The sequence below is a fragment of the Paenibacillus sp. ACRRX genome (genome assembly GCF_022346885.1).
Classification (GTDB): domain Bacteria; phylum Bacillota; class Bacilli; order Paenibacillales; family Paenibacillaceae; genus Paenibacillus_B.
This window is the reverse complement of record NZ_JAKRNK010000004.1, coordinates 152532-168591: the sequence shown is the minus strand read 5'-3', so window position 1 is coordinate 168591 and position 16060 is coordinate 152532. Positions and strand designations below refer to the sequence as shown.

13 protein-coding genes and 1 riboswitch are annotated in these 16060 nt (G+C 46.6%); of the genes, 10 read left to right on the top strand and 3 right to left on the bottom strand.

The annotated features are described in order from the left end of the window. Nucleotides 1–38: 38 nt before the first annotated feature. The 5 genes from rnhA to MH117_RS13855 all read left to right on the top strand — a co-directional run bounded on the left by rnhA (nucleotide 39) and on the right by MH117_RS13855 (nucleotide 4901). The gene (rnhA, locus tag MH117_RS13880) at nucleotides 39–479 is read left to right on the top strand and encodes a ribonuclease HI (RefSeq protein ID WP_239329348.1); all 441 of its coding nucleotides are present in this window, start codon (nucleotides 39–41) and stop codon (nucleotides 477–479) included. A gap of 369 nt (nucleotides 480–848) precedes the next feature. After that, entirely contained in the window at nucleotides 849–2534 is a 1686-nt protein-coding gene (gene queG / locus MH117_RS26525; RefSeq protein WP_275444661.1) for a tRNA epoxyqueuosine(34) reductase QueG, read from the top strand. Between the two features lie 148 nt (nucleotides 2535–2682). Beyond that, on the top strand, nucleotides 2683–2928 hold the full coding sequence (locus tag MH117_RS13865) for a YneF family protein (RefSeq protein WP_239329347.1): 246 nt from the start codon (nucleotides 2683–2685) through the stop codon (nucleotides 2926–2928). A gap of 58 nt (nucleotides 2929–2986) precedes the next feature. Then, complete coding sequence (gene folE, locus MH117_RS13860) at nucleotides 2987–3580, top strand: GTP cyclohydrolase I FolE (protein WP_028544652.1); 594 nt, start codon at nucleotides 2987–2989, stop codon at nucleotides 3578–3580. Nucleotides 3581–3842: 262 nt separating this feature from the next. Then, nucleotides 3843–4901 carry a DUF7309 domain-containing protein gene (locus tag MH117_RS13855; protein ID WP_239329346.1) on the top strand — a complete coding sequence of 353 codons (1059 nt, stop codon included), beginning with the start codon at nucleotides 3843–3845 and terminating at the stop codon, nucleotides 4899–4901. A gap of 241 nt (nucleotides 4902–5142) precedes the next feature. Here the strand turns inward: MH117_RS13855 and MH117_RS13850 are convergent, their stop codons facing one another. From MH117_RS13850 to MH117_RS13840, 3 genes are all read right to left on the bottom strand, one after another. After that, nucleotides 5143–6036 carry a DNA adenine methylase gene (locus MH117_RS13850; protein WP_239329345.1) on the bottom strand — a complete coding sequence of 298 codons (894 nt, stop codon included), beginning with the start codon at nucleotides 6034–6036 and terminating at the stop codon, nucleotides 5143–5145. Nucleotides 6037–6342: 306 nt separating this feature from the next. Further along, the gene (locus MH117_RS13845; RefSeq protein ID WP_239329344.1) at nucleotides 6343–7758 is read right to left on the bottom strand and encodes a Fe-Mn family superoxide dismutase; all 1416 of its coding nucleotides are present in this window, start codon (nucleotides 7756–7758) and stop codon (nucleotides 6343–6345) included. Between the two features lie 342 nt (nucleotides 7759–8100). Next, a complete protein-coding gene (locus tag MH117_RS13840) occupies nucleotides 8101–9135 on the bottom strand; it encodes an alpha/beta hydrolase (protein WP_239329343.1) in 1035 nt (344 codons plus the stop codon). A 473-nt stretch (nucleotides 9136–9608) separates the two neighbouring features. Between MH117_RS13840 and MH117_RS13835 the strand changes: the two genes are divergently transcribed. From MH117_RS13835 to MH117_RS13815, 5 genes are all read left to right on the top strand, one after another. Further along, a complete protein-coding gene (locus tag MH117_RS13835; RefSeq protein WP_239329342.1) occupies nucleotides 9609–10361 on the top strand; it encodes an IclR family transcriptional regulator in 753 nt (250 codons plus the stop codon). 97 nt (nucleotides 10362–10458) lie between these two features. Beyond that, nucleotides 10459–10572, top strand: a riboswitch (TPP riboswitch). A 386-nt stretch (nucleotides 10573–10958) separates the two neighbouring features. Further along, nucleotides 10959–12716, top strand: coding sequence for a phosphomethylpyrimidine synthase ThiC (thiC, locus tag MH117_RS13830; RefSeq protein WP_239329834.1), 1758 nt, complete (start codon nucleotides 10959–10961; stop codon nucleotides 12714–12716). Between the two features lie 689 nt (nucleotides 12717–13405). Next, nucleotides 13406–14392 (top strand): ABC transporter ATP-binding protein, encoded by a 987-nt coding sequence (locus MH117_RS13825; protein WP_239329340.1) that lies wholly within the window; start codon nucleotides 13406–13408, stop codon nucleotides 14390–14392. Beyond that, the gene (locus MH117_RS13820; protein WP_239329339.1) at nucleotides 14392–15198 is read left to right on the top strand and encodes an ABC transporter permease; all 807 of its coding nucleotides are present in this window, start codon (nucleotides 14392–14394) and stop codon (nucleotides 15196–15198) included. The genes MH117_RS13825 and MH117_RS13820 overlap by 1 nt, the downstream gene beginning before the upstream one ends. 3 nt (nucleotides 15199–15201) lie before the next feature. Next, nucleotides 15202–16002 (top strand): ABC transporter permease, encoded by an 801-nt coding sequence (locus MH117_RS13815; protein ID WP_239329338.1) that lies wholly within the window; start codon nucleotides 15202–15204, stop codon nucleotides 16000–16002. Nucleotides 16003–16060 lie beyond the last annotated feature (58 nt).

Below are 16060 nucleotides of genomic sequence, written 5' to 3'. Positions count from 1 at the left end.
TAAGGGCAGAATGAGTTCGGGTGTTTGGGGGTATACGGGTGAAGCTAGTTACAATCTATACGGATGGCGCCTGTTCTGGGAACCCTGGTCCCGGTGGATGGGGCGCCGTTCTTCTTTATGGGCAGTATCGAAGGGATATGTCGGGAGCAGAAGCATATACGACCAACAATCGTATGGAAATCAAGGCCGTCATTGAGGCCCTAAAGGCACTGCATGAGACATGCGGGGTTAAGCTTTACAGTGATTCGGCATATGTGGTGAACTGCTTCCAACAAAGATGGATATACAATTGGATGAAGAATGGCTGGCGCAACAGCAAGGGACAGGCAGTAGAGAACAAGGAATTATGGCAAGAACTGTGGAAGCTGATGCAGAAACATAAAGTTGAATATATTAAAGTCAAAGGTCATAGCGACAATGAATTTAACAATCATTGTGATTTTCTTGCACGTGAAGCGATTAAAAGTATGGCGAAATAAGCACTGCTGATTATGATGCTTCATTATAAAATTTAAAAAGGATTCAAATGTAGATGTGAGTCTGATCTGATTTGTAGGGCAAAGGGGAGGAGGTGAACGGGAATGACGAAGCGTGATAGTGTCGAACTGGTACCAAAGTGGGCGCGCGAGCAGGCAGCGGAAGCCGCACGTAGTATAAGGAAGGGTGTGCAATCAGGAGCGCGAAACGATCCGACTGTGGATCAGTTAATTGAAGACGTGGGTGCACAAGAACACCGATGCAGCGAGAGGTTGTATGGTGCCGTAAATAGGGGAGAAGGCATCACAGAGGAGATCGTAACTGCTATGTCAGAGGGCATAGATGTTGACTACAGTAACGCTTCTGTACTTATGCCGATACATGACAGCACTGTTCAGACAGCACGCTGGGCACGTCTGAAACAGCTTATTTTAGAGGCAGCACCTACGCTTGGCATTGACCAAATCGGCTTCACCACAGCCGACCCGTTCATCGAATTGAAGGCGCGTCTGCAAGAGTCAGTCGATAAGGGGTATGCCTCAGGTTTTGAGGAGCCAGATCTGGACAAGCGTACGAATCCACGGCTGCTGATGCCAGAAGCGCAGTCCATTCTCTCCATTGCGATAGCTTATCCTTCCAAGCTGCCGGAGATCCCGAAGTCTGAGCCAGGTGCTTACCGCGGTATGTTTGCACGAACGGCATGGGGGATGGATTACCACCATGTACTGCGTGAACGATTAAAGCGGCTGGAGGAGTTCATCCGTGAGCAGGTCCCTGATTTGGAGCTCAATTTGATGAGTATGGTGGATACTGGCGAGCTGTCGGATCGTGCAGTAGCGGAGCGAGCAGGCATTGGCTTTAGCGGGAAGAACTGTTCTATCATTTCGACGAAGCTTGGTTCATGGATCTACCTTGGGGAGATGATCACGAATATTCCATTTCCGCCAGATCACCCTGTGACAGAGGATTGTGGGGAATGCACGCGCTGCCTGGATGCTTGTCCAACATCGGCATTTGTCGGGCCTGGGCAGTTGAATGCGCAGCGCTGCATCTCGTTCCAGACACAGGTAAAAGATACGCTAACCGACGAGATGATGGTTAAAATGGGTAACCGTCTGTATGGCTGTGATACGTGTCAGATGGTATGCCCGAAGAATAAGGGATTGAACTGGACGCACCAGCCGGAGCTGCAGCCCGATCCGGAGCAGGCGAAGCCGCTGCTTGTTCCGATGCTGGCGCTGTCCAATCGTCAATTTAAGTCGGAATTCGGCATGAGCGCCGCCGCATGGCGCGGCAAGAAGCCGATCCAGCGCAACGCGATTGTGGCGCTGGGGAATTTTCGCGACCGCCAAGCCGTACCGGCATTGGCGGAACTGCTGCGTGCGGACGATCGCGCTGAGATTCGTGCAACGTCCGCGTGGGCTCTTGGCCGCATCGGTGGGGCGGCTGCAATCGAAGCGCTCGCGAAGGCACTGCCGCGTGAGCGGGATGAGGGGGTTGTGCAGATGGTGCAAGATGCGATAGCACAGGCAGTAGGTGAACCAGAGCCGCTGTACGTGCAGGAGATGGTATCGCCAATCGGGCCATTGACGTTGGTGGGGACGCTGGATGGGTTGTGCGCGATTGAGTTTGGCTCGATTCTGGAGCGTTCGGAGAAGATTCATGAATGGGCGGAAAAGGCGATAGGCCCTGTGACCTTGCAGCGCCATCCTGAAAGGCTGAAGGCAGCCAAAGAGCAGCTGGAACAATATTTTGCAGGTGAACGTCGTGAGTTCGACCTTAAGCTCGACCTGCGAGGCGGTACACCGTTTCAGCGAAGTGTGTGGCTGGCGCTGAAAGAGATTCCTTACGGCACGACATGCAGCTATAAGACAATTGCGGAAGCGATTGGCAATCCGAAGGCTGTTCGTGCAGTTGGAGGTGCCAATAATCGTAACCCGATGTCGATTATTATCCCTTGTCACCGTGTAATTGGCGCGTCCGGCGCGCTTGTAGGTTACGGCGGTGGATTAGGTATTAAGGAGCAGTTACTGCGTTTGGAAGGAATCATCACGTAGCTGTGGGCTTGTTTTTTCCATGGCAGAAGATTAGGGCATAATTGTAAAGGAGCGGCTGACATGCTATCATTATTGCGGTGGCAGTCTGTCTGTCGCTATAGGTGTAGAGCAATATTACATTAGATGATGTTGGGGTGACCATAAGAAGATGTGGATTACGATTACGGCGATCGTGTGTCTTATAGTTGGCGCTGTGGCAGGCTTTGCAGGCGGTGTATTCTATTTGCGCAATCAGATGACCAAGATGCAGTCTGACCCTGAAATGCTGCAGAAGATGGCGAAGCAAATGGGCTACAACCTGAATTCGAAGCAGATGCAGCAGGCGCAGAAGATGATGTCTGGTAATGCAGGAATGCCAGGCAAGGGCAATCCAGGTAAGAAATTTAAAAGATAAGCAGTTTAGTTATAGACGGGTGTCTGACACCTAGAGTGTATGGCAGGGGGGAGCAATCATGGCCGGCGTGAAAGATTACGTCAATACGCAAGTTGGCGCAAACCGGGAGCGAATCGAATTCCATATTAAGGAATTATTGAAGCTGATCGGTGAAGATGTCGAGCGAGAGGGGTTGCTCGACACACCTGCGCGAGTCACGCGTATGTATGAAGAAATATTTGCGGGATATGATGTCGATCCCCGTGAAGTATTAGGAGTCACCTTTGACGAGCAGCATGAAGAGCTTGTCATTGTTCGAGATATCACGTATTATAGCCAATGCGAGCACCATATGGCGCCGTTCTTTGGTAAAGTGCATATTGGGTATATTCCAAGCGGCAAGATAGCGGGCCTTAGCAAGTTTGCTCGCCTCGTTGAAGCGGTCACACGTCGCCTGCAAGTGCAGGAGCGAATTACGTCCGAGATTGCAGATATTATGGAAGAGGTATTACAGCCTCATGGCGTTATTGTTGTGGTAGAGGGCGAACATTTGTGCATGTGTGCACGGGGTGTGAAGAAGCCAGGCAGCAAGACGATAACATCTGCGACACGAGGTGTCTATAAGACCGATGCCGCACAACGCTCGGAATTTTTGACGTTATTAAAGCAGTAGTTGCAGGGTTTTAATCAATGTTAACATGGAACCCGTTCCGGGCTGGAACGGGTTTTTGTATCGTAAGAGAGTTATAGCTGCTAATCCTCTGTGTGTAGGACTAAACAATGATCACAGACGCAGCAGAGGTTCGAAGTTATTACAGCATCGGACCTGAAGGAATGATGACCAGAAAGCAAAGTTTATGAAACAGCGTTCTTAAGGTTCATCACGACAGCGATGGATTACGTTGTCAGGCACACAAAGGAGGAAAACAGAACAAATGATAGAATCAAAAGAGCAAGTGGAAGTCACTGAGCAGGAGATCGTCTTGACGAAGGAACAGGCGGAATGGGTACGACTATATGAAGCGGCTAGTGCTTATAAGAAGATGGCAAGCTGGACGTGGATGTCGGGAAACCATATTTTTGGTGTGCGTAATCCGGAAAATGGAGAGATGGGTTACTGCAGCATTATGGGTGCCGATGAGTCATTATTCGGCCTAGCCGTGTTCCGGGGCGGGGAAGGTCTGGAAAGCCTGCACGATATGCTGCTAGAGCGTGATGAGCGTTATGCTTGGCTGCATCGTCAGAAATGTATTATGGTAACATTTGAAGACCGTACAGATCTGGAGAAGCAGGACCTCGCGCAAATAAAGGAGTTGGGTCAGCGCTTCCGTGGTCGCAAGACATGGCCGATGTTCCGTATTTTTGACCCAGGGTTGGTGCCTTGGACGCTGGATCAGGAGCAGGTACGTTATTTGACGATAGCCTTGGAGCAAGCTATGGACTTGGCCGGCCGCGCCAAGAAGAATGAGGCTGTGTTAACGGCGCCTCGTTCCGGGCAAGTGCTCGTTCGCTCCAATGAGAATGGCGAATGGCAGGACGTCTGGATGGACCCGGAATTTGTTCTAAAACGCCCTGTTAAAGCGGAGTGTGAGGATCAAGCCCTGCTGAACGATATTATGACACGTTTTCCTAACAAAAAGGGACAGTGGGAGACGGAGTTCTTCTTTGCGCCAGTAGCCGTTAAGGGAGAAGGCGATCGTCCGTACTATCCGCGCCTGTGCCTATGGGTGGATCGAGCAACACGTTCAGCGGTAGGATTCCATTTGGCCTATGACGACAATTATGAGCAGGAATTCTTGAAGCATTTCTTACAGTTGATTGAGGAGAAAGGGATACGACCACAAAAGCTGATCATCCGCACAAATGATACGGTCGACCTATTCGAAAAGACAGCGCAGCGCATGAAAATCCGCATTGAGCGTGAACCACGTCTTGCTTATTTGGAAGAGGCACGCGACGATCTGTTTGAATACTTTATGAAGAACCAGAAGTAAGAACGACATGACGCACAGGAACATCCGCTGTGTGTTGTGGAGATATAAATATGATCTATTAATGAGAGGTGGCTTCTGAATTGATCAGAAGTCATCTTTTTTATATATTTGTTGCTTTTAGAATCACATAGGTTAGAATTACATGTTCACAAAAAATTAAAACGTCCTGACCTGTTCATTTGTAGTTTCGCTGCGGAAACTCAGATTTACAAATCAAGACGTTTTAGTTTGTATTGTGGGACTAGGCGAGGTTAGTAGGTGCCTCCTCTTGTAGCAGGGAGATTAGATTTTCTGCTAACTGAGGTGGCTCATAGTTCATAATAATGAGTTCTGGAATTTTCCCCCGCGCACTGGGTACGGAGTTAATTAGTCTTCGTGCCTCTACATGGTGAATGTGATACTCCTCAAATAGCTCCATAATAAAATCAGTCGCATGGTTGGACAGCATCACGTATACGCCACGCTTGTCCAATTCCCGAAACAACTCGGCAAGTCTGCGCTGTTCTTCACGTCCGAATCCTCCGATTGTATACGTGGTGAACGAGGAGGTCGTAGACAATACATCGTACGGAGGGTCAAAATAAACAAAATCCCCGGCACGCGCATGTCGTACAGCAGCCGTGTAATCGCCTTGTCGCATCAGAATTTCATTGGATTGAAAATAGTGTGACAAGGTCCGAATCTTCCGCTCCTGAACGAAGTCAATGGAAGAATATTTGCCAAAGGGAACATTAAAAAAACCTTTACTGTTAACCCGATATAATCCATTAAAACATGTTCTATTCATATATAAGGTGCGCGCAGCCCGCTGAATAGGAGTAAGATTTGAATAATTTACCCGGTCACGATCCCACGACCTTACTTCGTAATAATAATCTTCTGTGTTCTGATGCGTCGATAAAATATGGATCAGCTCCTCGGGGTGCTGCTGGACGACGCGGTACACATTAATCAAATCTTCATTTATGTCATTAATGACTGCGCGTACAGGGTGAACTGCAAATAAAAGAGCACCTCCGCCGACAAAAGGCTCGTAATAGGACGCGATTGACCAGTCGAGCAGCGGTAACCGCGCACGAAGATGAGGCAGCAATTGTCGTTTGCCACCTGCCCATTTGACGATTGGCTTAAGCATCCTTATCTCCTATCTCATGTCATTTATTTTAACGCTAAACGATTTATATAAAAGAAAAAGCGGCTGAGAGCCGCATTAGTAATCAAACTAATATTAAACAAATGAATGTTGATAATGCTATTGTATCGTTGGCGAGATAGGGAAGCAAGACTGAAAAGACTGGAGAATGAACCAATTTAATTGTAGTACATAGATGTCGCAAATCGGCTGACATTCATAGAGGGTTCGTTTGGACGCCATATCTAACTATACGATACGATAAACAGAAGCCGTGTTAATGATGAGGGTTGTAGAGTTAGGCTAAGGTTAAAAGGGTTCCCACTGCAGCTTGCGCGCCTGGACATAACGTTCATTTACAATAGGCCAATAGACAACGTTCCACCAGTCTGTAATGTAATCGGCGCGCTTATTTTGGTGCTTTAAATAATAGGCATGTTCCCAGACGTCAACCGGCAGGAGCGGAACGATATCCCACTGTGAAAGGTTTTGATGTTTTTCTGCTTGCAATATTTCGAGTCGTCGGCTGCGTGGGCTCCAAACAAGGACAACCCAACCCCCACCTTCCACCTTTACGGCAGCCTGTGAAAAGTGCTGCTTAAACGCTTCATAGCTGCCAAAGTCACGCTCGATCTGCTGCCGGAGCTCGCCATTCGGCTCCCCTCCGCCATGCGGATTCATTGTGTCCCAGAAGATAGTGTGGAGGTAATGCCCCGCACCGTTAAAGGCAAGCTCACCAGAGAGTGCTTTGACCGATTCGTAGTTGCCCGTACGGCGTGCCTCTACAAGCGCAAGTTCGGCATGGTTTAAGCCGTCGACGTAAGTCTGATGATGCTGATTATGATGGATACGCATCGTCTTCTCGTCAATGTGCGGTTCAAGCGCATAGTAGGGATAGGGAAGCGGCGGCAGGCGGTGTCCGCCGGGCGGCACGTATACATTGTCGGGACGCTTTGCGACCTGTGACGCCGCAATTGGTGCGACGCTACGCTGCGACTCAGCGCCAGCAGCTGCACCAGCATCGGCAGCTGCACCAGCGCCGATACCAGCGGCAGCAGTCGCGACAGCCGCATAAGCGCCGTTGCTGCTGCCGGCCAGCCACGGCTTACCGCCGTTCGGGCGCTGGCCGCGCCCAGTGCCGATGACCGCGCGGATGCCGTCAGCGCCTCCCGTCAGCGCCTGTGTCACAGCGCGATCATCCGCAGCATGCGGCTGCGCGGCGCTAGGCGGTACCGACCGCAGCGCATGTATGTGCGCCTTCGGCTCTGCTGGCTGAGCGGCATGATTGCTGATCGCAGCCAGCGGCATGCTTGCGAGTGCCTGCGCCGCACTCACAAACACATAGGATTCGCGTACAATGTGCGCGATAACAAGGCTGACAAGCGGTAAGTTCTGCACCGCTTGACTGTACTGCTTTAAATAGTCGAGCTGCTCGGTAAACTGTTCGGACTGATATACAGCGGCCTTAAGCAGCAGTTCGATCTGGTCGTTCAGAGCGGCATCTGTTTGGCCGTTGTTTTTTTGAATGGCGTGGAGCCAATTACGAGCCGTTTCTTCCGTCTTGATAAAAACATGCTCCCACTCATTTAACAGTTGTACGTAGGTGGGCTCGAGATCAGGAACCATTTGGTGTACAAGTACGGTGTGCTCCTGCTCTTGATTTTTCCAACATTGAATTTCCTCCAATAAGCGAACGGGCATTAATGGCCCATAAATCGTTAGCACGACAGTCCCTCCCTAGCCTCATAGCTCCATGATGCGCTGCTATAAATATATGACAAGAAGGGGTTGACCTATTATTTGTTTTGAACAGTTAAGAGATGAAGGCGATTCGTCAGCCAGAGCCAATTATGATGCTTGTATGCTAGATGGGAATTCATGCAAACAATAATGTTGATCTATTTATACAATTGCAAAATTAAACATACGCTATGTGTATAATTCCTGCTGCAGAGCAGCTGCCTCTACAGCAGTATCAAAATAAAAGGCATCCCTAATGTGGGACGCCTTGTTTCAGCATGTAATATAGCACATGTGTGATTCGCGCATAAGCAGTAACAATTAGAGTTAATAGCGTTCATTGCGCATCGCAAGCAGCATTTCCCGTTCCTCTGCACGTTCCAGGAACAAGGACACTTTACGTAAATAATCTTTACTATGCGCCCGGTAAACCATCTCATGTTGAGCTTGCGGGACAATCCAGGAGGAGGAAAGCTCCGGGTCCTGGTTAGCCGCAATGTGTTCGGCAATCGTATAGGGTGCTTTGGTATCGTCCGTTCCGTGAATAAACAAGGTTGGTATCGTATACTGATGCGTTTTTACTTCGTTATAAGGGATTTGGTTCAAGCTTGTATCGTTAAGCAGCGGGAACATACCGCGCAGTATATCCAGAGAAGGATGCTTAGGTACATCAACGAATTGCTGCAAATTGTGATACAGTGTATCAGGTTCCAATAGAAATGTACTGTCAAGAACCATGCCATCAATGCCGTTATTTTCAACAAGCCCAGCCTGCAATGCAGTTCCAGCTCCCATTGAAAATCCCCACACAATGACTTCCTTAGCACCGCGTGTATGAGCAAGTTCTACCGCTCCAAGGAGTTGTTCTTTCTCCAAACGACCGCCTGTCGCCTTCGTCTTGTGCTGCTCTGAAGCAAACCCATAGTCAAACATCACCACATTGTATCCTAGCCGGTGTGCATATTGCGCCAAGTCATACATAGGTACCCAGTATTCTTCACGATTGGCCCCGTAGCCATGGCTGAACACGATGGTACGTTCAGAAGCTTGGCTGGCTGGGATGTACCATCCGTCAACTAACGTATGTTTATCCCGAGCAGGGAAGGTAACGGTATCATATTTCATACCTTTTGATGCCAAAGGATTAGAGAACAATGGTGGTACTTCGGGATTGGCGAACATCCAGGCAATAAAGGCATGGAGGGCCAGGAAAATGATAACAGCCGCAAATAGGATGGACAACGAGAGGGCGATGGCCACGTGTTTAAGCCGCAGTCGCTTAGCTGCCAATGAGCCGGGGCTTAATGGAACAAGCCATTCTGGTTGTACAGCAGGGGAAGTCGTTGTCACGGGTGCGTTCATAATGATGCCCTCCTTTTGCGAGTGAATGCTGGATAGATAAGCTTCACTGTTTCTGCTCGTTAGTTATACCTTCTAGGCGATAAAAGAAAAGGCTAGGGCCTAAGTCTTATTTGAAAGAGTTGCTCTCGAAAATGTCGATAGTTGTAGCTTAGATTATAACGGGATCTGAATCTCGTTCTTCTATATCTATCGTATGCCGGGAAGCCTATCATAGCAACGGTTCTGAGTGATTTGTAAGGAGAATGTAATCATCCCGTAACATAAGCGATGAGCACAGGATCTAATGTCGAAAGAGGGACTAAAGTCCATGGCATAATACTGCAACTGTGCGAGATGTGCTGATTTTTTATTACTAGTGTGCTGAGAGGCATCATAATATGAAATACAAAGGGCTCTTTACGATTGATTAGCAGGAGAGTTATACTAGATGTAACAAAGTTTCATAGAATGAAACGGAAGAAGGCGATATTAAGATGGAAGAACGCGGGGGAAAACAAACGGTACGCGCGGTTGAACGCGCGCTTGATATATTAATGTGCTTTGCTGGGGAGAAGGACTTAAGTTTGACCGAGATTGCGGCTCGGATCGAGCTCAATAAGAGTACTGTTCATCGGCTGCTGGCTACGTTAGAGGAACGCGGCTTTATTCTGCGGAATAACGATAAGTTCCGACTGGGCTATAGCATCTGGGAGCTTGCAGCGAATCTGACGGAACTGGACGATCCAGCACAATTGCTGCTGCCAGAGATGGAACGATTGCGTGAACAACTGGGTGAGACGGTGAGCCTCTACGTTCGCGATGGGAATAACCGCATTCGTATTCAGGCCGTTCAAAGCAAGCAAGCGATTCGCCGTGTAGCGACTGTGGGTGCCCGTCTACCGTTGTATGTTGGCGCATCCAGTAAGGTGTTGTTGGCTTTCGCGGAGTCTGCTGAACGAGAAGCAGCTGTACAAGAGTCGACATGGCCGGATTCAATTGACCGCGATTCGTATTTGCACCAACTGGAAGAGGTGAGGCAGACGGGTTATGCGCTTAGCATCGAGGAGCGAGAGCCGGGAGCTGCTGCTGTATCGGTGCCGATCTTTGATCGGAATCATAAACTGACGGCAGCGTTATCCGTGTCAGGGCCAGTCAGCCGTATGTCGGTTGAGACGATGCGTGAGTATGCCCCGCAATTGATGGAAGCGGCTCAGCGTATGCAAACAATGATGAGGGCTATGACATAAAGTGGAATAAATGACTTCGAATGTGCCTTGCCAAATGCTTTAATTTCGTGTATCTTAAGATAGATTAAATCGTTAATTATTTCCAACCAATTTAATCATGCGTTACTAGGGGAGCCCCGAGCGTGGGCTGAGACAAGATCGCAACGAAGATCTTAAACCCTTTGCACCTGATCTGGATTATACCAGCGTAGGGAAGTAATCGGCACTTGATATGGATGCAGCGAGACTTGTGTGACTTGTCACCGCTTGTTGTATCTTGAGGCAGTTCGTTGACGCCATTCAAGCCGGTTCCTTCGGGGATCGGCTTTTCTATTTGTGATGACGGTAATGGTGTATGCGTCTGTTCTCCTTGTCTTGTGTCTCTTTCACCTCTGAAATGAACGGATTTAGGCAAGATAGATCAACGTCCAGTTCTCATTAGGGCTACATCTATACTACCGCTCCTTTCACTTTCCCTGCCGCTCCACTTGCAACGTGTTGCCCGGTGCAAGTACCTGCATAATCCTCAGAACTGCACAGTCCGCATGAACTTTCAATATGGTTTGGAAAGTACAAGGAGGACTCATAATGTCAAATGTATACAAAAATACTCCTCATATGGATGCAGACGCTCGAGAGTGGTGCGCTCCTTTTCCGAATAGCACTAAGGTGTATACGGAAGGGTCGCGAACAGACATTCAGGTGCCTGAGCGCGAGATTAGACTCGCGGACACTGAGACACCTGACGGCATAGAGACTAACGAGCCGCTGCGTGTTTATGACACAAGCGGTCCTTACACAGACCCACAGTATGCAGTGGACATTCGTAAGGGAATACCTGTTATCAAGCATGACTGGATTACGGAGCGTGGAGATGTTGAGGCGTATCAGGGACGGGATGTCCGTCCTGAGGACAACGGATTCCGGACAACGGATGCTGTAAGAATTGCAGGTGCTGAGATATTTCCGGCAGAACGTCATGTGCCGCTTAGAGCAAAATCGGGGAGCAATGTGACACAGCTTCACTATGCGCGCCGCGGAGTTGTAACACCTGAGATGGAATTTGCAGCTATTCGAGAAGGCTTGTCGCCGGAATTTGTACGTGCGGAGATTGCATCGGGACGTGCGATACTGCCAGCTAATATTAATCACCCTGAGTGCGAGCCGATGATGATCGGACGGCATTTTCATGTCAAAATTAACGCCAATATCGGCAACTCCGCTGTTGCGTCTTCGATCGAGGAAGAAGTAGAGAAGATGACATGGGCCATTCGCTGGGGAGCCGATACCATTATGGACTTATCGACAGGGAAAAATATTCATACGACCCGGGAGTGGATTATTCGCAACAGTCCGGTTCCGGTTGGAACGGTGCCGATTTATCAAGCGCTGGAGAAGGTTAACGGCAAGGCAGAGGATTTGTCGTGGGAAGTATTCCGCGATACTTTAATCGAGCAGGCGGAGCAAGGGGTGGACTACTTTACGATTCACGCTGGCGTGCTGCTGCGGTACATACCGATGACGGCTAAGCGTATGACCGGCATCGTGTCGCGTGGCGGCTCGATTATGGCCGCGTGGTGCTTGGCGCATCACAAGGAGAACTTTCTATATACTCATTTTGATGACATCTGCCAGATTATGAAACAGTATGATGTTGCATTTTCGTTAGGAGATGGTCTTCGTCCAGGCAGCATTTATGACGCTAATGATGAAGCACAATTTGCTGAGTTGAAGACGTTGGGCGAGTTGACGGAGATCGCATGGCAGCACGATGTCCAGGTGATGATTGAAGGGCCTGGTCACGTGCCAATGAATAAGATTAAGGAGAATATGGACCTTCAGCTGGAAATATGCAAAGAGGCGCCGTTCTATACGCTTGGCCCATTAACGACTGATATTGCCCCGGGCTATGACCATATTACATCCGCGATCGGTGCGGCGATGATCGGCTGGTTTGGCACTTCGATGTTGTGTTATGTGACACCGAAGGAACATCTTGGCTTGCCAAATAAGAATGATGTGCGCGAAGGTGTCATTACATACAAAATTGCGGCGCATGCAGCAGACCTAGCAAAAGGGCATCCGCGAGCGCAGCGGCGTGACGATGCGTTGTCGAAGGCACGCTTCGAATTCCGATGGCGTGATCAATTTAACTTGTCGCTGGACCCAGAACGCGCCATAGAGTTCCACGACGAGACATTGCCTGCGGAAGGTGCCAAGAGTGCCCATTTCTGCTCCATGTGCGGGCCAAAGTTCTGCAGCATGCGGATCACGCAGGATATTCGGCAGTATGCGAAGGAGAACGGGCTGGAAGATGCTGAAGCCATCGAAGCAGGGATGCGGGATAAAGCTGAAGAATATCGAGCGGCCAGATAACAATGTAGAGAATATTAGAACAGCTCCCTTCTTAAATAAGGGGGCTGTTGTTGTAATGGAGAGAATGGACAACGTAAACGTTTTGATGGAACTAGGGGAGCTGTGATTTGAAAAACTTAACCCTGCGCCAGTAAACTGTAGTTTTACAATTTTTTTGTTTTTAAAAAATAAAAATTGAGGAAATATATCAAAAATCGTTGATTATTAATATTTATTTGTCATTTTTTTCATGTATGATTGTAACAATGATTCCAGTTATTTGATTAATAGTTGCGATGTTCTAAGGTTAAGAAACTCTGAAAATCTTTACTCCTAGAGATAGACGGTTCGTAAATCATGAGATTTCCAAAGTGAATTCACTTGAAGTACAACTACGTGTATAAGGAGGAGAAATGTTGAAAATATATTCACAGACTCCGCACAGCAGTCATGAAAATTATTTGGATAACATCATTTCAATTGCTAAGTTATCTGAAGAGTTTGGTTATACGGGGATACTAGAGACATATTGATACTTCTAGTATGAACCCTTTAATGATCAGTCAAGAACTTACCAAGCTCACATCTTCTTTACGATCTGTACTGATCTTAGATCCTAACATCCCTTTTACAAAAGCTGAATTCGTGCATCGAGATGAAGTATTTAAAAGATTGTCTGTTTCGATAAGCACTTATTAAAGGAGAACAATATGGGGCTTATTAAAGTTGAGGAATTATACAAGGTATATAAGGTGAAGGATTCAAGGAAAGGCCTACTTGGGGGAGTTGCAGATCTTTTCGCACCTCAATGGATTGATAAGGAAGCTGTTAACTGCATAAACTTCACGATTAATCAAGGTGAATCTGTGGGTTATATTGGTCCGAATGGATCTGGGAAGTCTACGACAATTAAGATGCTGACAGGCATCTTGTATCCCACAAGCGGCCGGGTACTAGTTAATAATGTAGAGCCGTATCACAATCGCCTTAAGAACGCATCCATGATTGGTGCTGTATTTGGTCAACGTTCTCAACTGTGGTGGGATTTAGCTATTAGAGAATCATTTGAGTTGTTTAGACACATTTATCGAATTCCCTACCCCATATTTAAGAAGAATTTGGATAAGATGATAGAGCTGCTAGGACTAAATGAGTTTTATTCTACTCCTGTTCGACAATTGAGCTTAGGACAAAGAATGAGGGCCGAAATTGCTTGCGCATTTTTCCACGAGCCGCTAATTGTCTACTTGGATGAGCCTACTATCGGTTTGGATGTAGTTGCTAAAGAGCAAGTTAGAATTTTTTTAAGAGAAATTAACAAAGAAAAGCAGACAACGATTATATTAACAACACATGATATGGATGATATCCAGCAAGTATGTGAGCGTTTAATCTTGATTGATCGAGGACAGTTAATTTTTGATTCACCAATGGAACATTTTGTGAACCAGTACGGGAAAGAACGAATGTTATTGCTTCAATTAGAACACCATGTAGATAATCTACATGTTGATCAGGGTGTATTGGTAGAAAATCAAAATAACCAAGCAAAAATATTATTTAACAAAGATAGTATAAGTGCAACAAAACTTATTCAGAAAATGACAGAATCTTACCCGATTATTGATTGCAAAATTGAGGAACCCAAAATAGAGCATTTAATGCGAATGGTGTACGAGGAGCGAGGCAGGCATTAATGAATAAGCCATCATATTTCTCAACGTTCTTAGTAATTAGTCGGCAGTCTTTTCTAAATTCGCTTGTTTTCAGAGCCAACTATTTCATAGATCTTATAACAGAATTTATTTTGGTTCTACTTGGCATCATACTATGGAAAGCGCTTTATAACTATGGTGGTGCGAATACTCCGATATCATTAGAACAACTTGTCGCATATATGGCTTTGTCAAGAATTATTGTAAGAATAGATATGGAGTTTGTCGCGCAGATTCAACAGAAGGTTCTTAATGGGGAGATTGCAGGAGAGCTTCTTCGTCCCATTCCCCTTAAGGTGAACATGTTATTTCAAGAGGTGGGACGGTTTGCAAGTACGCTTCTTATGAGAACGCTTCCGATTTTTTTGACAGTTAGTCTCTGGATTGGGGTGTCTCTTCCCAAATCCTTCGGCTCGTTGTTTCTTTTTATAATAAGTCTTTTTTTCTCTTTTTTACTCGTTTTTTATTTGAATTACATTGTAGCGCTCATGGCATTTTGGGTAACAAACTTATTTAGTTTAAGCGTGTTTAAAGATCAAACGATTCGGTTATTATCAGGAACGCTCATTCCACTATGGTTTTTCCCAAAATCATTGGTAGCAATCGTATATGTGCTCCCATTTGCCGGGATTGTTTTCGTTCCTATTAATATTTATTTAGGGAACTTTGATAGCATACAGTCGCTAAAATTCATTGCCATACAAGTTATATGGATCGTGGTATTTGAATTATTATCCAAATGGGTGTGGAAAAGAGCAGTGCAACGAATTTGTGTAAATGGAGGTTAATAAGTGCATAGTTTATTACTATATTATAAATCGATGATCATGCAGGTGAAAACGAGTCAAAGCTATCGATTTAATTACTTTTTGACCATATTTACAGTCATATTTCATTATATGGTGCAGTTGCTTGCTTTGTGGATCACTCTTAACTACTTTGATTCTATTGGGGGGTGGAGTATTTATGAAGTGAGTTTTATGTATGGTTTATTTACACTCTCTTATGGCATCATGATTTTCTTTTTTGCAGGTTTTCGAGACTTTTCTAGCCTTATTCACCATGGGAGCTTCGATGTTTTGCTAATTAGGCCGCATAACATTCTGCTTCAAGTCATATGTGGAAAGTTGGAACTGACTTCAGTTGCCCACTTTGGAGTCGCATCCTTGCTTCTTTGGTGGTGTTTTAAAAATATCGAAATAACTTGGTCAATGATTAAAGTACTGCAATTCATTGAAATTTTAATTGCTGGTGCTTTAATTCAAGGTGGGTTACTTCTATTATGGGCAGCATTAAGCTTTTGGTTGGTTAACACGAGCGCGCTAGTGCGTTTTGGGTGGGTGATCAATGCTAACTTTTTGAGTTACCCGCTTAGCCTATACAACAAGCCTGTTCAATGGGCCTTTACAGCTTTTCCACTCTCTTTTATCACGTATTATCCGGCTAAGTGGTTCTTGCATAAAAGTGACGCAATGGATCCTTGGACGGAAAGCATTGGATCAATGAGTTTGATCATTGGCATACTGTTCTTTATTGCTGTTTATTTCTTATGGTTACTAGGAATACGAAGTTATAAAAGTACTGGCAATTAGGAGAATAGGCTATGAATCAACTATATGAAAAGCCCAATCTGAATGAGGGAATCCGTTT